At 53.6% G+C, this 22,868-nt stretch carries 21 protein-coding genes; 17 read left to right on the top strand and 4 right to left on the bottom strand.

From position 1 onward, the window contains the following. The first annotated feature begins 424 nt into the window (after positions 1–424). From ACM6JM_RS15715 to ACM6JM_RS15745, 7 genes are all read left to right on the top strand, one after another. A complete protein-coding gene (locus ACM6JM_RS15715) occupies positions 425–946 on the top strand; it encodes a GNAT family N-acetyltransferase (RefSeq protein ID WP_414882172.1) in 522 nt (173 codons plus the stop codon). Further along, complete coding sequence (locus ACM6JM_RS15720; protein ID WP_414882174.1) at positions 943–2,070, top strand: DegT/DnrJ/EryC1/StrS family aminotransferase; 1,128 nt, start codon at positions 943–945, stop codon at positions 2,068–2,070. Before ACM6JM_RS15715 ends, ACM6JM_RS15720 begins: the two co-directional genes overlap by 4 nt. Positions 2,071–2,150: 80 nt before the next feature. Beyond that, positions 2,151–3,041: a glycosyltransferase gene (locus ACM6JM_RS15725; protein WP_414882175.1), complete on the top strand. Its 891-nt coding sequence runs from the start codon at positions 2,151–2,153 to the stop codon at positions 3,039–3,041. 67 nt (positions 3,042–3,108) lie between these two features. After that, positions 3,109–4,071, top strand: a complete 963-nt coding sequence (locus ACM6JM_RS15730; protein WP_414882176.1) for an NAD-dependent epimerase/dehydratase family protein — start codon at positions 3,109–3,111, stop codon at positions 4,069–4,071. Then, a complete protein-coding gene (locus ACM6JM_RS15735) occupies positions 4,068–5,213 on the top strand; it encodes a glycosyltransferase (RefSeq protein WP_414882177.1) in 1,146 nt (381 codons plus the stop codon). Before ACM6JM_RS15730 ends, ACM6JM_RS15735 begins: the two co-directional genes overlap by 4 nt. A 30-nt stretch (positions 5,214–5,243) precedes the next feature. Further along, positions 5,244–6,206 carry an NAD-dependent epimerase/dehydratase family protein gene (locus ACM6JM_RS15740; protein WP_414882178.1) on the top strand — a complete coding sequence of 321 codons (963 nt, stop codon included), beginning with the start codon at positions 5,244–5,246 and terminating at the stop codon, positions 6,204–6,206. Continuing rightward, positions 6,203–7,213 (top strand): MraY family glycosyltransferase, encoded by a 1,011-nt coding sequence (locus tag ACM6JM_RS15745; protein ID WP_414882179.1) that lies wholly within the window; start codon positions 6,203–6,205, stop codon positions 7,211–7,213. The genes ACM6JM_RS15740 and ACM6JM_RS15745 overlap by 4 nt, the downstream gene beginning before the upstream one ends. A 121-nt stretch (positions 7,214–7,334) precedes the next feature. Here the strand turns inward: ACM6JM_RS15745 and ACM6JM_RS15750 are convergent, their stop codons facing one another. Next, entirely contained in the window at positions 7,335–8,537 is a 1,203-nt protein-coding gene (locus tag ACM6JM_RS15750) for an acyltransferase family protein (RefSeq protein ID WP_414882180.1), read from the bottom strand. A 476-nt stretch (positions 8,538–9,013) separates the two neighbouring features. On the opposite strand from ACM6JM_RS15750, the gene ACM6JM_RS15755 reads away from it, so the two are divergent. The 5 genes from ACM6JM_RS15755 (at position 9,014) to fabF (ending at position 14,722) form a co-directional block, all read left to right on the top strand. Then, complete coding sequence (locus ACM6JM_RS15755) at positions 9,014–9,541, top strand: hypothetical protein (RefSeq protein WP_414882181.1); 528 nt, start codon at positions 9,014–9,016, stop codon at positions 9,539–9,541. A gap of 428 nt (positions 9,542–9,969) precedes the next feature. Next, entirely contained in the window at positions 9,970–11,964 is a 1,995-nt protein-coding gene (locus ACM6JM_RS15760) for a polysaccharide biosynthesis protein (RefSeq protein WP_414882182.1), read from the top strand. Positions 11,965–12,076: 112 nt separating this feature from the next. After that, complete coding sequence (locus tag ACM6JM_RS15765; RefSeq protein WP_414882183.1) at positions 12,077–12,412, top strand: ComEA family DNA-binding protein; 336 nt, start codon at positions 12,077–12,079, stop codon at positions 12,410–12,412. Positions 12,413–12,626: 214 nt separating this feature from the next. Beyond that, complete coding sequence (locus ACM6JM_RS15770) at positions 12,627–13,421, top strand: SDR family NAD(P)-dependent oxidoreductase (protein WP_085668130.1); 795 nt, start codon at positions 12,627–12,629, stop codon at positions 13,419–13,421. A gap of 26 nt (positions 13,422–13,447) precedes the next feature. After that, positions 13,448–14,722, top strand: coding sequence for a beta-ketoacyl-ACP synthase II (fabF, locus tag ACM6JM_RS15775; protein WP_414882184.1), 1,275 nt, complete (start codon positions 13,448–13,450; stop codon positions 14,720–14,722). Here the strand turns inward: fabF and ACM6JM_RS15780 are convergent. After that, complete coding sequence (locus ACM6JM_RS15780; protein ID WP_085668132.1) at positions 14,719–15,276, bottom strand: TetR/AcrR family transcriptional regulator; 558 nt, start codon at positions 15,274–15,276, stop codon at positions 14,719–14,721. The two genes, fabF and ACM6JM_RS15780, sit on opposite strands and share 4 nt — an antisense overlap. A gap of 175 nt (positions 15,277–15,451) precedes the next feature. Between ACM6JM_RS15780 and ACM6JM_RS15785 the strand changes: the two genes are divergently transcribed. After that, complete coding sequence (locus ACM6JM_RS15785; protein ID WP_085607190.1) at positions 15,452–16,303, top strand: urea carboxylase-associated family protein; 852 nt, start codon at positions 15,452–15,454, stop codon at positions 16,301–16,303. A gap of 45 nt (positions 16,304–16,348) precedes the next feature. Here ACM6JM_RS15785 and ACM6JM_RS15790 read toward each other — a convergent pair whose 3' ends face one another. Then, complete coding sequence (locus ACM6JM_RS15790) at positions 16,349–16,516, bottom strand: DUF2897 family protein (protein WP_064598378.1); 168 nt, start codon at positions 16,514–16,516, stop codon at positions 16,349–16,351. 119 nt (positions 16,517–16,635) lie between these two features. Further along, the gene (gene eat / locus ACM6JM_RS15795) at positions 16,636–18,000 is read right to left on the bottom strand and encodes an ethanolamine permease (RefSeq protein ID WP_039770512.1); all 1,365 of its coding nucleotides are present in this window, start codon (positions 17,998–18,000) and stop codon (positions 16,636–16,638) included. Positions 18,001–18,302: 302 nt separating this feature from the next. Between eat and kdpF the strand changes: the two genes are divergently transcribed. The 4 genes from kdpF to kdpC are packed head-to-tail and all read left to right on the top strand — an operon-like array spanning position 18,303 to position 22,775. After that, positions 18,303–18,392, top strand: a complete 90-nt coding sequence (kdpF, locus tag ACM6JM_RS15800) for a K(+)-transporting ATPase subunit F (RefSeq protein WP_007950940.1) — start codon at positions 18,303–18,305, stop codon at positions 18,390–18,392. 8 nt (positions 18,393–18,400) lie between these two features. Further along, positions 18,401–20,095: a potassium-transporting ATPase subunit KdpA gene (gene kdpA, locus ACM6JM_RS15805; protein WP_414882185.1), complete on the top strand. Its 1,695-nt coding sequence runs from the start codon at positions 18,401–18,403 to the stop codon at positions 20,093–20,095. 10 nt (positions 20,096–20,105) lie between these two features. After that, complete coding sequence (kdpB, locus tag ACM6JM_RS15810) at positions 20,106–22,172, top strand: potassium-transporting ATPase subunit KdpB (RefSeq protein WP_414882186.1); 2,067 nt, start codon at positions 20,106–20,108, stop codon at positions 22,170–22,172. 57 nt (positions 22,173–22,229) lie between these two features. Continuing rightward, positions 22,230–22,775 (top strand): potassium-transporting ATPase subunit KdpC, encoded by a 546-nt coding sequence (gene kdpC, locus ACM6JM_RS15815; RefSeq protein WP_414882187.1) that lies wholly within the window; start codon positions 22,230–22,232, stop codon positions 22,773–22,775. The last annotated feature ends 93 nt before the right edge of the window (positions 22,776–22,868 follow it).

Below are 22,868 nucleotides of genomic sequence, written 5' to 3' on the forward strand. Positions count from 1 at the left end.
ATCCTGTAACTCAGGGTTTGGCTTTTTTGTGCGAAATCTTGTAATTTTTTTTCTTCAGTTCCTTTCCCGTGCTTTATATCCCACTCTGCAATTATAAAACGGCGTAAGCATTCATTCTTTAGCTCTCAGCAATAGGATGATTGCTGGGGCGGTAGTTGCCATTGTATTTATTACTGAATTGAATCGATCAGGATAGTGAGGTACCTACCCGGGATCACCCGCATCAAATGGATAACCGGTTCCAAGACGTTCTGGTATTTTTAAGAAGGGGCCGCTACAATATTTTCAGCTCTTCGAACCTGTCGAGCCGCTCAAGCAGTGCGCTCCGCTCGCCAGATTGAAAAAATAGGCCTGCAACAAATTAACGAGAAGTGTGATTTGGTTTTTATTTGATTCCGATTACACACTGATGGAGAAATTGATAGTGAACTTACAGCATTCCACAGTACGCCTCAGGTTTGTAGAAGTAGAGGACGCGGAATTCATCCTGAGTTTGCGTTTGGATGACAGGTATAACAAATTTTTATCAGGGGTTTCTCCAGATCTCGAGTCACAAAAAAGCTGGATCAAGAAGTACAAGGTCGACGAGGCGGAGCAGAAGCAGTTTTATTTCATTATTGAAAAGCTCGATGGCACACCATGCGGGACAGTACGAGTCTACGATATTCGGGATGGATCATTTTGTTGGGGGAGTTGGATCCTCAATGAAAACAAGACACGCTTTGCAGCCATCGAAAGTGCGTTTCTGATATACAAGTTTGGCTTTGAACATTTAGGATTCAAGAAGTGCCATTTCGATGTGATGAAGGGTAATGATAAGGTTATATCCTTCCATAAAAAAATGGGCGCGGTTCAGGTGGGTGAGGATGAGGCTAATAATTACTATGAAATTACGCCTGACGCGGTAAAAAAATCAGAAGAGCAACTTTCGGGTATTTTTAAATGACGACTATTCCATTTCTTGATCTGGCTTCGGTAAATGCGGCTTCTCGCGATGAGCTGATTGAAGCAGTTACTCGGGTAATTGATTCCGGTTGGTATATTGGCGGAGCGGAACTTGAAGCATTTGAGAAAGAATTCGCAGAGTACTGTGGCGTAAAATATTGCATCGGTGTTGCTAATGGTCTTGATGCTTTGATATTGACGCTGCGCGCCTGGAAAGAACTGGGCAAGCTTAAAAATGGTGATGAGGTTATCGTACCCGCTAATACCTACATCGCTAGTGTTATGGCTATTACCGAAAACAACCTTACTCCTGTACTGGTAGAGCCTGATGCCAAGTCCTTCAACATATCTCCAGAAAATGTAAAGGCAGCTTTGACCGAACGAACTCGAGTCATTTTGCCTGTGCATCTGTACGGGCAAATCGCGAATATGCCCGAACTCTTGGCTATCGCGAACGAACACAAACTTCTGGTTTTGGAAGACTCTGCTCAATCGCATGGTGCAAGCATCGATGGTAAGCGTGCCGGTAATTGGGGAGATGCTTCCGGATTCAGTTTTTACCCAGGCAAGAATCTCGGTGCATTGGGAGATGCCGGCGCAATTACTACCAACGATCCAGAATTGAATGAAGCTCTTCGAGCTATTCGCAATTATGGTTCGCATGTCAAGTACAAAAGTTTGTACCAGGGCGTAAACAGCCGGCTGGATGAAATTCAGGCAGCGATTCTGAGTGTAAAGCTAAAAAACCTCGATGAAACTGTTGCTCATCGCAGAGAAATTGCTCAAATCTATTCAAGCGGTATTGATAACCCATTGATTACATTGCCTGTCGATAAAGGCTCCGACGTTACTAAAATGCACCAGCATGTTTGGCATTTGTACGTTATCAAGTCTGCGCAGCGTCAAGAGTTGCAAAAACACTTGGCTGACTTGGGTATTCAGACTTTGATTCACTATCCAATTCCTCCGCATAAACAACAAGCTTATGCTGAGTTCAATCATCTGAGTTTCCCACTAACTGAGCAAATTCACGATGAAGTTTTGAGTTTGCCAATGGGTCCAACTTTGAGCTTGGAGCAGGCTAAAGAAGTGATTAAGGCCTGTAATTCTTTTAAGAAAAATTAATTGCTCCAAACCCGTCAGGCGTTTCTGCCCTGGCGGGTTATGATTTGTTGTTGGTGAGTGTGTGACTTTGGGAAATTAGAATGTACTCACGTAGTGCAGGGCCGCTTGTCAGTATATGTATCCCGGTGTTTAATCACTCGAGATTCGTCGCAGAATGTATCGAGAGTGTCATTGCGCAATCCTATCAGAATATAGAGCTCATCATTATTGATGATGGTTCTACAGATTCTTCCTTTGCCGTTGTTGAGCAATACTTGGCTGCCTGTAAAGCGCGTTTTCGGAGGTTCAAAGCGATTTCTAGACCTAATGTTGGCGTTTCTGCAACATTGAATGAGGGGTTGGAATGGGCAGACGGTAAGTACTTTTGTGGTTTGGCTTCCGACGATTTGATACTTCCTGATAAGACTCGGGTCTTGGTTGAGTATCTTGAAAACCACCAATCATGCGTTGCAGCATTTGGTTCGGTTTACATGATTGACAATGACTCCAGAAAGATAGGAAAGCGTGTAGGTAATGCAGTCTATAATTTCAAGGATGTTTTTTTGCTTCGTGCCGAACTTCCTGCACCGGCGGCTTTGATAAGGCGAGAAGTGTTAGAGCTTGTAGGAGGATTCGACAAAGATACGAAAGTTGAAGACTGGGATATCTGGTTGAGAGTATCAAAGGCAAGAGATTCAGCTGTCGCTGTAATTCCGGATCTGTTGGCGAACTATCGTGTTCATTCGACAAATACATGGAAAAATATTGATGCTATGCATTCTGCCAAGATGGAAATTATTCAAAAATATTCAAATGATGAAAATTATGATCGAGCGCAAGCAGTGTTGGAGTGTGCTCTTTTCAGGGATTTATCGATAGCAAGGAAGAAGGAAGCCCTTAGGGTTTTTTTTAGTATTTTTAGACGAGTTCAGGTATACAGGGAAATTCGTTTTTATCAGGGTGTTTTTTATCTTTTTTTTCGGTGGAAGTGATGCCTGATAATAATCGTTTTCGGGGGGGTCTAATAATTTTTCAATGCTTTAATGGCAAAGGAGAAGTATGAAGTTCTTTGTAACGGGAGGCAGCGGCTTTATCGGTAGAGCGTTATGTCGTGCGTTGGTGGGTCGCGGTGATGAAGTAATTGTTTTAACTCGGAATGCACGGCTCCATATCCCAGGGGTAAAGATTTTAGTCGGCGATGTTCACGAATGGTGTGGAGAATTACCGGCTCAGCTACAGGATGTTGATGTAATAGTTAACTGTATGGGGGAGATTTCATCCGAATCAAAAATGTATAGTCTGCATGTAGCAGGTACGCGAAAAGTCATTGACAGCTTTCTGAATAGTTCAAAGGAAAATAATAGGCCGATTCACATAGTTCAGTTGAGCAGTGTGGGCGCCTATGGAATGGTCTCCAGGTCAAACGGGCACAAGATAATAGTAGATGAGAAAGACTTCCCTTGTCCGGTAGGTCTCTATGAAGTGACAAAGACCGTCGCAGATGAAATTATTGTCAGCTATTGTGCAGCAGAACCTGCGTTAAGCTATACAATTGTTCGACCTACGAATGTTGTCGGGCATGATATGTCAAATCAATCGTTTCGTCAGTTGTCGCAGGTTGTACGCCGGGGTCTGTTTTTTTACATAGCCGATAAGCAGTCGATTGCTAACTATATTCATGTTGAAGATGTCGTTCGCGCACTTGTGCTTTGTGCTTTAGATGAACGTGCAAAGAATAAGACCTATATTGTTTCGAATGATTGCCTATTGTGCGAAGTAGTGGACGCGATGGCGGATTTTCATAAAGTTAAAGCTCCTGCGCTCGTCGTTCCTGAAAAGCTGGTTCGTGTTTTTACCGCACTGTGCTCGCATATTCCGAAATTTCCTTTGAAAAAAAGCAGGGTTGATGCGCTGGTTTCAAGAGTCGAGTACTCAAGTGCGTTGATCCGAAGAGAATTAGGGTTTAATGCCTCCTTTAGTATTCCCAGTTCTATCTCTTCCATTCTGGCGCATCAACAATGAAGAGTAGAAAGAGAATTTGTATTGTCTCGACTGTTCCAGTCGTTCTGCATGTCTTTATGCGTGCCCATATCCTGAAGTTGTCGAAGGCCTTCGATGTGACATTGGTAACTTCTGGTCCAGTCGATGGCGTAGATAAATTGTTGTCCAAAAACGTTAGTTTTGTACGTCTGGACATTGAGCGAAAAATTTCTATCGGCAAGGATCTTTGTGCACTATATTTATTATCCAGGCATTTAAAAGCTTTTCAGTATGATTGTGTATTTTCCCTTATGCCGAAATCTGGATTAATTGGGATGCTTTCAGGGCTGATAGCCAGGATTCCCGTTCGACTACACATTTTCACCGGCCAGGTATGGGCGACTAAATCTGGATTGTTTCGCCTGTTGTTGACGATGCTTGATACGCTAATGGCTATGTGTGCAACTCATCTTTTGGCAGACAGTCATTCGCAAAAAAGCTTTTTGGAAGGTAATCGAATAGCCCCTCTCGGAAAAATTAAAGTACTGGGTAACGGCTCTATAAGTGGTGTGGATACGGCGAAATTTTCCGAAAACTATCCTGTAAGGCAAGCACTCAGATCGGCGTTAGGCATAGAAGAAAGTGACGTGGTTTTCCTTTTTCTGGGGCGTGCTGCGCGGGCAAAGGGAGTCCTTGATCTCGCAAGTGCATTCAGAAAATTATCCGAGCAGTATTCCAACGTTTACCTACTTATAGTTGGGCCTGATGATGATGATGGTGTTGATATCGAGTTAAACGCCATTTTGAAGGGGCATGATTCACGCTATCATCGGAAGGGATTCTCGGAAACCCCAGAAGAATGGATGGCCACTGCTGATATATTTTGCCTCCCCAGCTATCGAGAAGGGTTTGGTACTGCAGTTGTAGAGGCGGCGAGTGTTGGGCTGCCGTCAATTGCCTCGAGAATCTACGGACTTACTGATGCTGTTGAGGAAGAGGTCACAGGAATTTTTCATTCTCCAGGCAATAGAGATGAAATATTTTCTTGTATGAAGAGACTTCTTGAAGATACCGATTTCAGGAGAAGACTTTCACTGCAGGCCCGTCAACGGGTTGAGGATTTGTTCTCTCAGGATTATGTCACCAGTGAGATGGTATGCTTTTTGAAGTCTATCTTGAAGTGAAGACTTGTTTATATAGTTGGAGTTGTCTCAGTGAAAATATTAATAACAGGTGCCACAGGGTTTGTTGGTGGTGCGTTGCTGAAGCAACTCGGTCAAATGCCTGGATATCATATCGTAGCGCTGGCGCGTCGCCCCATTGGTGATATTCCGCATAATACAACTGTCGTTATTTCTGATGATTTTAGTGTCCCGGATGATGATTATCCATTGTTGAAGGGGCTCGATGTTGTAGTTCATTGTGGCGCCCGAGCTCATCAAATGCATGATAATCCAGAGACCTGTCTGGAAGAGTACCGCCGTGTAAATGTGACCGGTACCTTGATGCTGGCGAAGCAGGCAGCGGAAGCGAAGGTCAAGCGTTTTGTCTATCTCAGCTCAATTAAAGTAAATGGAGAGATGACTGAGGCAGGAAAAAGTTTCACTGCAGAAGATACACCTGCTCCTGCTGATCCATACGGCGTATCAAAAATGGAAGCCGAGTTAGAGCTTCAACGTTTCGCGAGCTCAGTAGGTATGGAGTTAGTGATAATCAGGCCGGTCCTTGTCTATGGGCCCGGAGTCAGAGCTAATTTTCTGACACTTATGAGTCTGATAAGCAAAGGCATCCCGCTTCCCTTTGCGAGGGTTAATAATAAGAGAAGTTTTTTATATGTTGGGAATTTGGTTGAGTTTATTAAAGTATGTATGACGCATCGCGCAGCCAGGAATAATATCTTCTTGATTAGTGATGGTGAAGACCTTTCGACGCCCTCTCTTATTGTGAAAATTTCAAAGGCGTTTGGGCGAGCTGCCATATTATTGCCAGTCCCTGTCAGTCTTATGGTTTTTTGTGCAGCTGTTCTAGGCAAACGGGCCATAACAACCCGACTCTGTTCATCCTTACAAGTCGATTTGCAAAAAAATTCGAATTTATTGGATTGGAAGCCCCCATTTAGTGCTGATCAAGGTATAGAAAGCACGGCAAAAGCGTTCTTGGAGGCAGAAAGAGCATGAGATATTTTTTTATTATAGCATTCTTCGTATTGCTTTCATTTTTCCTGACCTTCGGTTTGCGACGTTATGCAATAGCGCGCAATCTCATCGATGTTCCGAACTCGAGGAGTTCGCATGCCATTCCAACCCCCAGGGGAGGGGGGGTGGCAATAATTATCTCCTTTTTGTTGGCCGGTGCATTGTTGTTTTCACTGAATCTTATTCCCTCAAGCTTGTTCCTCGCCTTGTTGTTCCCAGGGCTGTTAGTGGCTGTTTTGGGGTTCGTTGATGATCATGGGCATGTCTCAGCCCGCTGGAGATTGCTCGGTCACTTTGCGGCTTCGCTCGGAGTATTATGTTTTTTTCAAGGCGCCCCTTCGTTATCGATTCTGGGAGCTGTGATTGAGTCTTGGTATCTATGTGGAGTGTTTGCCGTTTTTTACTTGGTATGGATGATCAACTTATATAATTTCATGGATGGTATCGATGGATTGGCAAGTGTCGAGGCTTTGACCGTCACGCTTTCAGCCGCATTTTTGTATTGGTGGATGGGCTTCGACGGCCTTGTTTGGGCGCCACTGATAATGGCCGCTGCTGTTACAGGGTTTCTATTTCTCAATTTTCCCCCAGCTCGAATTTTCATGGGGGATGCGGGAAGCGGGTTCATCGGTCTGGTGATAGGTATCTTTTCGTTATATGGTGCGATGGTTTCTCCCCAACTTCTATGGAGTTGGTTGATTTTGTTGGGCGTCTTTATTGTTGATGCGACTTATACGCTGGGCCGACGGTTGCTGCGTGGCGAAAAGATCTATGAAGCCCACAGGAGTCATGCCTACCAATCAGCCTCTCGAGTGCATGGTAGCCATCTGGTTGTGACGCTGACTGTCAGTCTGATCAATATCTTTTGGCTGCTACCTATCGCAGCAATGGTTGCGTGTCAGAAAATTGAAGGCTTTCTGGGGGTGCTAATTGCCTACTTGCCTGTGCTACTGCTAGCGCGTACATACCGGGCAGGCGAAGCAGAATAGGGATAGGTGTAATTTTTTCGCGTCGCTGGGCGCGTAAAGAGAATTTTGCGCCCAGTAACATCAGCCTCTTTGTTCTATCCGTCGCGTCTAGATAATCTGATCAAAAAGGACCGGTTCGATACTATCGAGTTATCGGCAAGCTCTGGTTATCAATCGTAGCAGCGTCTGGCGTGCCAGTTCTTGCTGAGATATTCTTTTTATCAAAACGCTTGATGATCCACTTTCTCGCGGGTTCCTCGATAAGGTGGTGCGCAATTGCTGATGCGGCAATGAGCACCAATAGCGCAGTTACCATAAGTATCTTAGGATTATTAAGTGCGTTGAATTTCTGGGTTATTGTGTCGTGGTGTTTGATTAAGGGGACAATGATCAGGAACTGTAATGAGTAAAAGCAGTAGCTGATTTTGCCTAGCCATACAATCATCCTGGATGAAAGGATTTTGGTAAAAATTCCATTTCCATTAGAGAAGGATATCAGTAAGAAAGCTATCGATGGAACGATGATCCAATGATGCCCCACATAAAGTGGCATTTTACTTCCAATGAAGGCCAGATAAATGACTACGCTTATAATTAATATGGCTTGTACGAGTGGTGAGCAATATTGTTTGTACCCTCTTAGAAAAAAAAGGCAAGCACATATTCCGACAATAAACTCCGGCAGCCTGAAGATGGGAATCGAGTAGAATACCTTGTTGGACGGATCATCGAAGACCGCTACGCTTACTCCTATCATTGCCGAGAAACATACGCATACAATGGTTAGTAAGGCAAGACGTTTATCATCGAGCCTGGTCAAGGCCGGAAGTAGAAGTGGTAGCAGGAAATAGCAGAATACTTCAACAGAGATCGACCAACTTGCCCCATCATTCCAATAACTAAACATCTGAGGAAACCATGCCTGAATTACCAAGGCATTGGATATCAATAGTAACGCTATCTTGGCCCCGCCTGTAATGCTCTCTGTCATTGTGCCGTTGCCGAAGTCGACCCCGATCCATGGCAGCGTAGCAATTGCAGCAAATGCGTAAATTGGATAGATTCTTGAAAATCTGTTTATTAGATATGATCTATAAGATGTATTGTCGTTCGAATACCTGTAGGCGAGCACAAAACCCGAAAGGATAAAAAATAGGCTCATCCCTATCGCACCTTGTTCGAGTACATTCTTTACATAGATGTTGCCGGACAGTGGCCAGCGTATGTGTATATGAAAAAGAAAAACGTAAAGTGCTGCAAAAAATCTCAACCCGGTAAGCGGGAGAATTTCTGATTTTGCAATCATGTTGCTGATTCCGTCGAATATTTGAGCTGATTTTAACATGAGGCCTCCTCCGCTTGTGGCGGCTTTTCGCCGGGTGGCTGCAAGAGCGATTTCCTGCAGACCATGCGGAGGCCGTTGTTTGCGGCGCCGGAGGTGTGGCGGGTCTTCTGGTAGACGTTAGCTCTGGCTGTTGGCCCGGCAAACCACCTTTGGCTCAGGAAAGCCTTCTGAGTCTGAAATTCCCGTGCTGATTCAACTCTTGGACTCTCAGGGTGTTGTCGCGGACGCTGTTTGTACAAAACGGCCAGACCTTTGGGAACAAGCAGCTATTCAATCATGAGAGCAAACATACTTAATCCTTTGTTTTTACTAGGGCTTGCCATCCGTTTTTTTTACTAGCGGCGATTACCCCTACTGCGGTTGCTGATTGGTACGCTCATTTTTTGCAGGCAAGTATCAGTACCTTCAGTTTGGATCCGTGGTCTGTCTGGCTCTAGCAAGGTGGTGACATCGCGGCTTTTCCTTATGGTTTTGCCATGTGGCTGGCTTTCTTGCCAGCAACATTGCTGTGTGAGGCTATAGGAATACCCGTTTCCTATGCGTATGGCGCTACGCTGTTTCTGGCGGTCCTGGCGATACTGTATCTTTTGAAGAGACTTTTACCAGGTCGAGATCGATTGCTGTTGGCCACGTATTGGCTGTCTCCGATAGTGATCGTTGCCAGTTATTTTGGGTTTAATGATCTGATACCGGTACTGTTGTTGGTTGTGTCCTTGCACTATGTAAGGCAAGCAAGATTGTTACTTGCGGGTCTGGCCTGTATGGCGGCTGTATCCGCGAAGCTGAGCATGTTGTTGGCGTTGCCATTCTTCATGATCTACTTTTTTCATAATCGCGCGTTGCGTCAGTTTCTACGCTATTTTGTTAAGGGTTTGCTCGTCGGTAGTTTTTTTACTTTACTTCCATTTTTTCTAGTCTCGGACGCAGGCGTAGCGATGTTGCTCAGCAATCCAGAGATAGGGAAAATTTATCGCCTGCCGGAAAGTACTGTGATCGGCCGTTAGACTTCGTTGTTCTCGATAAACATGCCCAAGGGTGGTTGCCCGATTCGGAATTCAATAAAAAGCTTGCGGTGATGGACTCGAAGCTTGTAAACGGTGTTAAAACTGATCGTTTGATGCGCTTTCAGTTGTTGGAAAGAAACACGTTCAATAATCAACAGTTCAAGCGAATTTGTGAGTTACCTTCTGTGGACGTTTTCGAGGTTGTCAAGTAATAACGGCAATGACACGGGGCCGAAAGCCTGCGCGTCGCTGAGTGTCCCCCGTTAACCGGGCCTGGGGCAGTTTTTACCCAAAGTGCACCCGGCCTTGGTGAAAATCGATCTGCGGAGCCGCTTCGATTGTGATTTTTCTGTGACGTCCCACTAGACCTACGTACAATGGGCCTGCCGATTCAACCAAGGGAGTAGGCCAGATTGGTAAAGGGTTGCATGGATAAATTACGAGCGTTTTTGCTGGCGTTGCCGCGTCGGCGAAAACGGACAATTCAGGTTTTGACGGACGTCGCACTCGTCTGGGTAGCCTTGTGGATGGCATTTATTGTTCGTTTGGGCATCGACGATATAGTCAATCCTTTCCGCGAGCACCTTTGGCTGTTCGTGAGCGCGCCCGTAATCGCGATTCCGCTTTTCATTCGGTTCGGCATGTATCGAGCGGTGATGCGTTATTTCGGTAATGATGCACTCATCGAAATTTTCAAGGCGGTGACTTTGTCTTCGCTGATTCTTTCGGTAATCGTCTACTGGTATAGCAACCATCAGACGGTCGTTCCCAGGTCCATCATCTTCAACTACTGGTGGTTAAGTCTGGTCATCATTGGCGGACTTCGCCTCGCCATGCGCCATTACTTCATGGGCGACTGGTTTTCGGCTTCTCAACGTTCGCCGTTTTCCGGTCGTGATGACGGTCTCACCAAAGTGGCAGTCTATGGTGCGGGTGCTGCAGGCAATCAGTTGGTTGCAGCGTTACGAATGGGGCGCGTTATGCGTCCGGTTGCGTTCATTGATGACGATGCCAGTATTGCTGATCGTGTCATTTCCGGATTGCAGGTCTACAAGCCTAAACAGATTCAGCAAATGATTGATGTGACGGGCGCGCAGGAGATTCTTCTGGCGATACCTTCCTCCAGCCGTGGGCGCCGTCGCGAGGTCCTTGGTTTTCTGGAAGGGTTCCCCCTGCACGTGCGAAGCGTGCCCGGCTTTATGGATCTGGCGAGTGGCCGGGTGAAAGTCGATGATATTCAGGAAGTGGACATCGCCGACTTGCTCGGCCGTGACGCGGTGCCGGCGCAGGAGGTCTTGCTGGAGCATTGCATCAAAGGACAGACCGTGATGGTCACCGGCGCTGGTGGTTCGATAGGATCGGAATTGTGCCGACAGATTATTGAGTTGGCGCCTACTACGCTATTGTTGTTTGATCACAGCGAATTCAATTTGTACACGATTCTTTCCGAACTTGAGCAGCGGATACAGCGTGAATCGTTGCCAGTGCGGATATTGCCGGTACTGGGCACCATTCGAGATCCACACAAACTTCTCGACGTGATGAAAACCTGGCGGGTTGATACGGTTTACCATGCGGCTGCCTATAAGCATGTGCCAATGGTTGAGCACAATATCGCCGAAGGGGTACTTAATAATGTAATGGGGACCCTGAATACGGCGCAGGCTGCATTGCAGTCGGGGGTTGCCAATTTTGTTCTGATCTCTACCGACAAGGCGGTACGGCCGACCAATATCATGGGTAGTACTAAACGACTCGCCGAGTTGACGCTCCAGGCATTGAGTCGCGAATTGGCGCCTGTGTTGTTTGGAGACAAATCCAATGTCTCCCGGGTCAACAAAACCCGTTTCACGATGGTGCGCTTTGGCAATGTCCTAGGGTCGTCCGGCTCGGTGATTCCGTTGTTTCATAGCCAGATCAAATCGGGTGGGCCTCTGACTGTCACTCATCCAAAGATCACCCGCTACTTCATGACTATCCCGGAAGCCGCGCAACTGGTGATCCAGGCCGGATCGATGGGGCAGGGGGGAGATGTGTTTGTGCTGGATATGGGGGAGCCGGTCAGGATCGTCGAGTTGGCGGAGAAGATGATTCATTTATCGGGCCTGAGTATTCGATCGGACAAGAATTCCCATGGCGACATTTCTATCGAATTCACCGGATTGCGCCCTGGCGAAAAGTTGTACGAAGAATTGCTGATTGGTGACAACGTTGCAGCCACTCAGCATCCGATGATCATGTGTGCCAACGAAGATCATTTGCCCTGGGATGTGCTCAAGGGCTGTTTGACAGAGTTGTTGGCTGCCGTGGAGCAGGATGACTATTCACGTGTTCGCCAACTGTTGCGTGAGTCCGTCAGTGGTTACACGCCTGACGGTGAGATTGTTGACTGGATTCATATTCAGCGTCGACTTGAACCCTGATTGTTTCATATTTTGTAACTGATGCATTTTTGACAGGTACCAGAGATCGCCTAGGTTTGGGAGGCAGCTTCGGAAAAGCTGCTTTCTCATTCGACGTCATGGAGCTTCAATTATGCGTACTGGTTATTTCTACTCTCTGCTTTTCGCATTTCTTACTACGGCCTCGATTGCGGCAATTGCCGCCCCGACGGCCGCTGTTGGTAATGCTTCTGTGCCGGCGGTGACGACAGTCACTGCCGAGAAGGCTTCGGAAAAAATCGATCTGAATGCGGCTGATGCAGCAACGCTGCAGAAAGAGCTCTCTGGAGTGGGAGAAGCGAAGGCGAAGGCGATTGTTGCTTATCGTGAAACAAACGGGCCGTTCGCATCGGTGGATGAGTTGCTGGAAGTGAAGGGTATCGGCAAGGCGATTCTGGATCGTAATCGCGACAAGCTGGAAGTGAACTAAGCTGATTGTTCAACGCCAAGGGGCCGGTCATTGACCGGCCCTTTTTGCTTCCAGGTGGAGCACAACACAGGAGGGCTACAGCCTTTCCGTCGGGAAATAGAAAATTATGGCTGTCATATTGCCTTGAGATTATGCCTATAATAATTTCAGTCGCCACTGAAGCCTTCTGCTTTTCAGCGGTCGTTCATTCCTCACGCATCCCAGGAGTATCGTCATGAATTCCCCGAAATCCCAAGGTACGGCGCTGGTCACGGGCGCTTCTTCCGGTATTGGTGCGGTGTACGCCGAGAGACTGGCGGCGCGTGGTTTCGATCTGCTGCTGGTCGCTCGTGACAAGGCGCGTCTGGAATCGGCTGCGAGCAAACTGCGAGACGTCCATGGCGTTGAAGTTGAAGTGCTCAAGGCCGATCTGACGCAAAAGGATGATGTGATCAAGCTTGAGCAGCGTCTGCGCAGCGATTCCAGCATCACGCTACTGGTCAACAATGCTGGCGTAGCGTCCAACGGATTGCTGGCCAACGCCGATCCCGATGAACTGGAGAAGCTGATCCAGCTGAATGTCACGACCCTGACCCGACTGGCTTCGGCCGCCGCCGCTGCTTTCACCAGCGCCGGGCGCGGCACGATCATCAACATTGCATCGGTGGTTGCCCTGTTTCCTGAGCGTTTCAATGCCACCTACAGTGCCAGCAAGGCTTATGTATTGAGCCTCTCCCAAACGCTGAATGCGGAACTCGAAGGCACTGGTGTCAAGGTGCAGGCGGTTCTGCCCGGAGTGACGCGCACCGAAATCTGGGAGCGTTCGGGTCTGGATGCCACCAATATTCCGGCGGAAATGGTCATGGAGGCGGGCGAGATGGTCGATGCCGCGTTGTCCGGTCTGGATCAGGGCGAGCTCGTCACGATTCCTTCGCTCCCCGATGCCGGGGAATGGCAAGCCTTCGTCGCCGCACGCCATGTGATGGCGCCCAATCTGTCCCATAGCTCGGCCGCCAGTCGTTACAAGTAAATCAAGTCGAGAGAGGTCAACCCGATATGGATCAGCGTCGAGTAGTTGTCACGGGTATGGGCCTGGTATCGCCCTTGGGAAGCAGCGTCGAAGTCGTCTGGCAGCGCCTGCTGGCCGGGCGTTCGGGATTGCGAAATCTGCCGGAAGCGGTGATTGCCGATCTGCCGACCCGGGTTGGCGGCGTGGTGCCGACGATGGAGGAGGACGCCGAAGCGGGTTTCGATCCTGACCGCGCCACGCCACCCAAAGAGCAGAAGAAAATGGACCGTTTCATTCTGTTCGCGATGGAGGCTGCGCGGCAGGCGCTTGAACAGGCCGGCTGGCACCCGGCCGAATCCGGCGCTCAGGAACGCACCGCCACGATCATCGGCTCCGGTGTCGGCGGCTTCGGCGCTATCGCCGATGCGGTACGCACCACCGACAGTCGTGGTCCGCGACGGTTGTCGCCGTTCACCATTCCCTCGTTTCTGGTCAATCTCGCCGCAGGGCATGTCTCGATCCAGCACGGTCTCAAGGGCCCGCTCGGTGCGCCGGTCACCGCGTGTGCCGCCGGCGTGCAGGCGATCGGTGATGCGGCCCGGCTGATTCGTGCCGGTGAGGCCGACATCGCGGTGTGCGGCGGTGCGGAAGCCTGCATCGATCGGGTCAGTCTTGCCGGATTTGCGGCGGCGCGGGCTTTGTCCAGCGGCTACAACGACACCCCTGAACGCGCCTCGCGTCCATTCGACAGCGGACGTGACGGGTTCGTGATGGGCGAGGGCGCCGGGCTGCTGGTGATCGAGTCCCTGGAGCACGCATTGGCACGGGGGGCGCAGCCATTGGCTGAACTGGTCGGATATGGCACCAGCGCCGATGCCTATCACCTGACCGCCGGGCCGGAAGACGGCAGCGGTGCACGGCGGGCAATGGAATTGGCGTTGGCCCAGGCCGGTATCGCGCCGGATCAGGTGCAGCATCTGAACGCACATGCGACCTCGACACCGGTGGGCGACCTCGGTGAACTGGCCGCAATCAAATCAGTATTTGGTGTGCAAAACAGGATCGCCGTGACCTCGACCAAATCCGCGACGGGGCATTTGCTGGGGGCGGCTGGAGGTCTGGAAGCGATCTTCACGCTGTTGGCGATCCGCGATCAGATCGTTCCGCCCACCCTTAATCTGGAAAATCCCGATCCGGCAAGCGAAGGCGTGGATATCGTCCACGGTCAGGCGCGGTCGATGCCGATCGAGTATGCGTTGTCCAACGGGTTCGGCTTCGGTGGGGTCAATGCCAGCGTGCTGTTCAAGCGCTGGCAGGCTTAGTCTTCCGAGCGTTTGAGGTGTTCGCGGGTGACGTCCAGAATCTGCTGCGCAAATTCAGGATCCGCGACACTGCGTGACAGCAGGAGCGCCCCGGCCAGTGTCGCCATGATGACGATGCTGCGCTCGGCGGTGCTCTCGCCTTCAAGGGTGCCTTCGATCTGGCCCAGGCGCGCCTTGAGCACTTCATCGCTGGTCGGGCTCGGCTGGCCGCGCAACCCCAGCTCCGATGAAATGGTAACCAGCGGGCAGCCTTCATGCGGCGTGGTCTGATGCCACTCGGACAGGTAGGTGTCGATGAACAGCTCCAGCGGGTTTTCCTGGGCGAAGATCTCCGCACACAAGCCGGCCACTTGATCTCCGGCCGCTTGCAGTGCTTTTTCAACGAGTTCGTCCTTGGACTTGAAGTGCGAGTAGAAACCGCCGTGCGTCAGGCCCAGCGCTTTCATCAATGGCTGCAGTCCGGTCGCACCGATGCCGTCCTTGCGAAACCGCTCGGACGCTTCCTTGATAATGCGCTGATGGGTCTGGGCTTTATGATCCTGCGAGTAACGCATTTAAACTCTCCGCAACAAGATCGCCATCTTAACCAATGCAAATTGAATGGTGACTGTACTTCTACTTCTAAAAAAACGGCCGGTGACTCCGACATGTTCGTAACAGCCACTCGCGGTTGGCACGGATAGTGGTTGCAGCTTGCAAAGTTGCCATCGCTTGAGGAGCAGGAGAATCATGTACAAAGACTACCCGGCCGCCTATCAGGTCAGCAAAGGCTCGGCGTTACAGGTCAATACACCTTTCTACGAACGGATTCGCGACCGCAAGGACGGGCGCACGCTGATCGAACAATTCGAAGTGCCGATCCGCACCGGGCGGGCCTGGCACGTGCCGGCGGGGCATGTGTTTCGTGTCACCACACCGGTCGGGCCCCAGGTGGGCGATTTCAATGTGTGGAACGCACACGATCCACGTGAACGGATGTGGGCGGCGCGCACCCGGCAGCTGCAGGGCGCGCATGTCAGCACTCATGACCGGTTGTGGTCGAACCTGCCTTTTCTGCGTCCGCTGGTGACCATCACCGATGACAGCCTGGCCGACTATGGCATCGACGAGCACGGCGGGCGCCTGCACGATTTGCTCGGCACCCGTTGCGATCCTTATGTGAACAAAATGCTCACCGGCGAGGATTTCCATCATCACTGCCATTCCAACCTGACCCGCGCCGTGTTGCCCCATGGCCTCACCGAGTTCGATGTGCATGACGTGCTGAACATCTTCCAGTGCACCGGCCTGAATCACGATGACCTGTATTTCATGAAGGCCTGCCCAGCACAGAAGGGCGATTATCTGGAGTTCTTCGCCGAAATCGACTTGCTGTGCGCGTTGTCGACCTGTCCCGGTGGTGATCTGTCACTGGCGATGTGGGGGCCGGATGCGCAGGATCCGCTGACCGTCTGCCGCCCGCTCGGGGTGGAAATCTATCGTCTGGACGACGCGCTGCTCGAAGGCTGGAGCCAGCCGGAACGTGCAGCGTACAAAGGCCTGCATGGCTTGCACATTGCCAAGGCCGAGTGGGAAAAGTAACCGCGACAAAAAACAAACCCCGCCGATTCAGGCGGGGTTTTTCGTTCAGCGGTCCTGCGCGTCCTTGATGTCCGCTTCGGCGTTGCGTTCAGCAACACGCTTGCGTTGTTCTTCGGTCAGTTCGACCTTGTTGGCGGTGTCTCGCAACATCATCAGACCGCCGACGATCGAGCCGATTGCAACGACCAGAATCAACCAGGCATACCAGGGCATAACGGCTCTCCTTAAAGGCAGGTCGACGGGCGAGGGTTTCGCCGTGCGACGCTGCATACCACTTTGAGCGAAGTGCATTCGCAGTGGTTCCATTCTAGGCCGGTTATGCCCGTCGCGGTTTACAGTCCGGTGAGCATGGCGTCTGCCGGAGCGTTGGCGCGCAATTGGCCGGTCAACAGGAAGTAGCCGAAACCGACCGCCATGAAGCCGAGAAAGATCAGCCCGATCAGCGCATTGAACCAGGCCATCGCAACCAGGCACACCACGGCCAGCGCCAATGCAATCAGCGGAATCAGCGGATAGCACGGCGCACGGAAGGTGCGCTCCAGATTCGGTTCGGATTTACGCAGTTTGAACAGGCTGAGCATGCTCATGATGTACATCACGATCGCGCCGAACACCGCCATGGTGATCATCGCGGCAGTGAGGGTCATGCCGCCGAGGTTGATCAGGCCGTCGCTGTAGATCGCCGCGATGCCAATCACGCCGCCGGCGATGATCGCCCGGTGCGGGGTCTGGAACCGCGAGAGTTTAGCCAGCGAGGCGGGCAGGTAACCGGCGCGGGCGAGGGCGAAGAATTGCCGCGAATAGCCAAGGATGATCCCGTGGAAACTCGCCACCAGCCCGAACAGACCGATCCACACCAGCATATGCAGCCAGCCGGAGTTGTCGCCGACCACCGCTTTCATTGCCTGAGGCAGCGGGTCGTTGATGTTCGACAGGGTGCGCCAGTCGCCGACGCCGCCTGCAAAGAACATCACGCCCATGGCCAGCAACACCAGCGTCAGAATGCCACTGATGTAGGCCTTGGGAATCGTGCGTTTCGGGTCCTTGGCTTCTTCGGCCGCCATGGCTGCGCCTTCGATGGCGAGGAAAAACCAGATCGCAAATGGAATCGCCGCGAACATCCCGGCAATCGCCGGAGCGCCGAAGATGTCCGAACCGGCCCAGCCGTTGAGGGCGAAGTTGCTGAAGCTGAACGCCGGGGCGACCACGCCCATGAACACCAATAGCTCGGCGACGGCCAGGACGCAGACGATCAACTCGAAGGTCGCGGCCAGTTTCACGCCAAGAATATTCAGACCCATGAACACGATGTACGCGCCGACCGCCGCGTGTTTCGGATCGAGGGCCGGAAACTGCACGTTCAGGTACGCACCAATCGCCAAGGCAATCGCCGGCGGGGCGAAGACGAACTCGATCAGCGTCGCCAGTCCGGCGATCAATCCGCCTTTTTCACCGAAGGCGCGGCGACTGTAGGCAAACGGCCCGCCCGCGTGGGGGATCGCCGTGGTCAGTTCGGTGAAGCTGAAGATGAAACAGGTGTACATGGTCGCGACCATGAACGAAGTCACCAGGAAACCCAGGGTTCCCGCGACGCCCCAGCCGTAACTCCAGCCGAAGTACTCCCCGGAAATCACCAGCCCCACCGCGATGCCCCACAGGTGCAACGTGCCCAGTGTGGGTTTGAGTTGTGTGTTCATGCGTTTGCTCCCTGAACGGTTTGGAAAGCTCGGGGAAGGGCGTGTGCAGTGGGCGTGCCATTTTGTATTGGCGGGTCGTAATGGGCTGAAAGCTGTCGTATCGGGGATGTTCGCGGCTCGATGGCCACATTTGCGTGCGCCAGTCAGGTGCGCCGCCAGCCGGATACAGTCGTAAAGAAGGCATAAACCCACTCTTTACGCTTTCTTTATGCCCCGCCCACACCCTCGCTCTCGTTCCTTTACAGCCTCCTTTCCGACAATGCCTCCACACGCGGCAATACGCCGTAACACGGAGATCTTCCATGAGCGTTCTGGACGGGGTGTCACTGCTGCTGGCAGTGGGGCTGTTCATTTATCTGTTGGTTGCGCTGTTGCGCGCGGATCGGACTTAGGAGCGGCTATGCACAGTTATGACTATTGGCTGATCCTCGCTTTCTTCGCGGTGGTCTTGCTGCCGGCGCCGTTCCTCGGGCGCTTCTACTACAAGGTGATGGAGGGCCAGCGCACCTGGCTGACGCCGATTCTCTGCCCGGTCGAGCGCGGCTGTTACCGCATCGCCGGGGTCAATCCGCAGGACGAACAGAGCTGGCAGAAGTACACGCTGGCGCTGCTGGCGTTCAACCTCGCCGGTTTTCTGCTGCTGTTCGCGATCCTGCTGTTCCAGGATCACCTGCCGCTGAACCCGCAAAACCTGCCGGGTCAGGAGTGGACCCTCGCGTTCAACACCGCCGTCAGTTTCATGACCAACACCAACTGGCAGGCCTACAGCGGCGAAGCGTCGCTCAGCTACCTGAGCCAGATGGTCGGCCTCACCGTGCAGAACTTCGTCAGCGCCGCCACCGGCCTCGCCGTACTGGTTGCGCTGTGCCGTGGCATCGGGCGCAAGTCCACCAAAACCCTCGGCAACTTCTGGGTCGACATGACCCGCGCCACCCTCTACGGCCTGCTGCCGCTGTGCCTGCTGCTGGCGCTGTACCTGGTGTGGCAGGGCGTGCCGCAGACCTTCGCCCAATATGTGAATGCAGTGACGATGCAGGGCGTTGATCAGGTGATCCCGCTCGGCCCGGCCGCCAGCCAGATTGCGATCAAGCAACTGGGCACCAACGGCGGTGGTTTCTTCGGCGTCAACTCGGCGCATCCGTTCGAGAACCCGACCGCCTGGAGCAACCTGTTCGAAGTTGCGTCGATCATCCTGATCCCGGTGGCGCTGGTGTTCACCTTCGGCCACTACGTGAAGGATCTGCGTCAGAGCCGCGCCATCATCGGTTGCATGCTCGCGCTGTTCATCATCGGCGGCGCCACTTCGCTGTGGGCCGAGTATCAACCGAACCCTGCCTTGAACAACGTCGCCGTTGAACAGACCGCGCCGCTGGAAGGCAAGGAAGCGCGCTTCGGCACCACTGCCACCGTGCTCTGGTCGGTGACCACCACGGCGGCGTCGAACGGTTCGGTCAACGGCATGCATGACAGCCTCAACCCGCTCAGCGGCATGGTCGCGCTGGTCAACATGATGGTCGGCGAAGTGATCTTCGGCGGCGTCGGCGCGGGGCTCTACGGCATGTTGCTGAACGTGCTGATCGCGGTGTTCCTCGCCGGCCTGATGATCGGCCGCACCCCGGAATACCTCGGCAAGAAACTCCAGGCCCGTGAAGTGCAGTTGCTGGTCGTCACCCTGCTGGTGATGCCGGTCGGCGTGCTGGTACTCGGCGCGATCGCTGCGAGCCTGCCCGGCCCGGTGGCGGCGGTGAGCAACCCCGGCCCGCATGGTTTCAGTCAGTTGCTCTACGCCTACACCTCGGCCAGCGCGAACAACGGCTCGGCGTTCGGCGGTTTCGGTGCCAACACTGCGTTCCACAACCTGATGCTCGGTCTGGGCATGTTGATTGGTCGCTTCGGTTACATCCTCCCGGTACTGGCCCTGGCCGGCAGCCTGGCGATGAAGAAAACCGCACCGATCGGCCAGAACAGCTTCCCGACCCACGGCCCGCTTTTCGTGACCCTGCTGACCGTGACCATTTTGCTGGTGGGCGGCCTGACCTTCTTGCCGACCCTCGCACTGGGCCCAATCGCTGAACACCTGAGCATGGGCTTCTAAGGAATCCATCATGAATATGCATGTTCCAGCTTCAAAACCAGCGGCAGCTGCCAAGTCGACAGAGGCGCCCAAAACCGCGATCAGCGCCCTGTGGCGTCCGGCGCTGGTGCAAGCGTTCGTCAAGCTCGACCCGCGCCAGTTGCAGCGCTCGCCAGTGATGCTGGTGGTCGAACTGACAGCGATCCTGACCACCGTGCTGTGCTTCATTCCCGACAGCAGCGTGCCGACCTTCGTTGCCGCGCAAATTGCCCTGTGGCTGTGGTTCACCGTGCTGTTCGCCAACTTCGCCGAAGCGCTGGCCGAAGGTCGCGGCAAGGCCCGCGCCGACAGCCTCAAGGCTGGCAGCGAAGGCCTCAGCGCCCGACGCAAACTGGCCAACGGCAGCTTCCAGGTCGTGCCGGCCACCAGCCTGCGCAAGGGCGATGTGGTGCGCGTCGAAGCGGGGGAGATGATCCCCGGTGACGGCGAGGTCATCGAAGGCATCGCGGCGGTCAACGAAGCGGCGATCACTGGCGAATCGGCGCCGGTGATTCGTGAGTCCGGTGGCGATCGTTCCGCCGTCACCGGCAACACCCGGCTGGTGTCCGACTGGCTGCTGGTGAAGATCACTGCCAACCCCGGTGAATCGACCCTCGACCGCATGATCGCGTTGGTCGAAGGCGCCAAGCGCCAGAAGACCCCGAACGAAGTGGCGCTGGACATCCTGCTGATCGGCCTGACCCTGATCTTCCTGCTGGTGGTCGTGACCCTGCAGCCGTTCGCCCACTTCGCCAACGGCAGCCTGCCGCTGGTGTTCCTGGTGGCGTTATTGGTCACGCTGATTCCGACCACCATCGGTGGTCTGCTGTCGGCGATCGGGATTGCCGGGATGGATCGTCTGGTGCGCCTGAACGTGATCGCCAAGTCCGGTCGCGCGGTGGAAGCGGCGGGTGACGTGCACGTGTTGCTGCTGGACAAGACCGGCACCATCACGTTCGGTAACCGTCGTTGCAGTGCGGTATATGCCGCGCCGGGTGTGAACGCCCGTGAGCTGGCCGAAGGCGCGCTGTTCGCCTCGCTGGCTGACGAAACCGCTGAAGGCAAGTCCATCGTCGAGTACCTGCGCGGCACCAATCCGCAGCCGGAACCGGCGCCGGAAACCCTGACTGCCGTGCCGTTCAGTGCGGAAACCCGCTTGTCCGGTGTCGACTACCAGGGCCGTGTATTCCGCAAGGGCGCGGTGGATTCGCTGCTGGCGTTCCTTGGTCAGCAACGCAAGGATCTGGCCCCGGCGCTGTCCCGGGAAATCGACAAGATCGCCCAGAGCGGCGGCACCCCGTTGCTGGTTTGTGCCGACGGCAAATTGCTCGGTGCGATTCATCTGAAAGACGTGGTCAAGCCAGGCATCCGCGAGCGTTTCGCCGAGCTGCGCAAGCTGGGGATCCGCACGGTGATGGTCACCGGTGACAACCCGCTGACTGCTGCCGCGATTGCCGCTGAAGCAGGCGTCGATGACGTACTGGCCGAAGCCACCCCTGAGAAAAAGCTGGCGCGCATCCGTCACGAGCAGAACGACGGTCGGCTGGTCGCGATGTGCGGCGACGGCGCCAACGATGCCCCGGCACTGGCCCAGGCTGACGTCGGCATGGCGATGAACGACGGCACGCAAGCCGCGCGCGAAGCGGCCAACATGGTCGACCTCGACAGCGACCCGACCAAGTTGCTGGACGTGGTGCAGATCGGCAAGGAATTGCTGGTGACTCGCGGCGCGCTGACGACCTTTTCCATCGCCAACGACGTGGCCAAGTATTTCGCGATCCTGCCGGCCCTGTTTGCCGCGATCTACCCGCAGCTCGGCGTGCTGAACATCATGCAGTTGAGCAGTCCGCAGAGCGCGATCCTGTCGGCCATCGTGTTCAACGCTTTGATCATCGTGGTGCTGATTCCGTTGGCCCTGCGTGGTGTGCGGGTGCAGGCGGCGAGCGCGGCGGCGCTGCTGCGTCGCAATCTGCTGATCTATGGCCTGGGCGGGATTCTGGTGCCGTTCGTGGGGATCAAGGCGATCGACATGCTGTTGACGGCGTTGCATCTGGTTTGAACCTGAACAGCGGTGTGCCGGGCACACCGCTTCAAGCACGAATTCGAGGATTTTGAAATGTCCACACTGTTACGTCCGGCCCTGAGCCTGCTGGTGCTGATGACCCTGGTCACCGGCGTTGCCTATCCACTGGTGGTGACCGGCGTTGCCCAGGTCGCCTTCCCCGAGCAGGCCAACGGCAGCCTGGTGCGCGATGCCGAAGGCAAGGTGCGCGGCTCCTCGCTGATTGCTCAGGATTTTGTCGGCGATGCCTGGTTCCATCCGCGTCCATCGGCCGGTGCCTTTGCCACCGTTTCGAGCAGTGCGAGCAACCTGTCGCCAAGCAATCCGGCGCTGGCCACTCGGGTGATCGATGACGCCAACAAGCTGCAGGTGCCCGGTCAGGGCCCGGTGCCGCTGGCGCTGCTGACCACCTCCGGCAGCGGTCTCGATCCGCACTTGCCACCGGCCGCGATTGCCTATCAACTGGCGCGTGTCGCGGCAGCGCGCAATCTGCCGGTGGCGACCCTGCAGCAACTGCTCGACACGCACATCGAACAGCCGCTGGTAGGCCCGCCCGTGGTGAATGTGCTGGCGCTGAACATGGCGCTGGAAAAGTTGTAATGGATGGGACGCAGAGCGTCCCGGGCTGCATTCCCACGCAGACGGTTCGACGCCTCGACGTGGGAACGATCAACTTCAGGAAGAGAGCTTCAA

Origin of the sequence: Pseudomonas sp. IT-P2 (genome assembly GCF_949767575.1) — a bacterium.
Taxonomy (GTDB): Bacteria; Pseudomonadota; Gammaproteobacteria; order Pseudomonadales; family Pseudomonadaceae; genus Aquipseudomonas; species Aquipseudomonas pharyngis.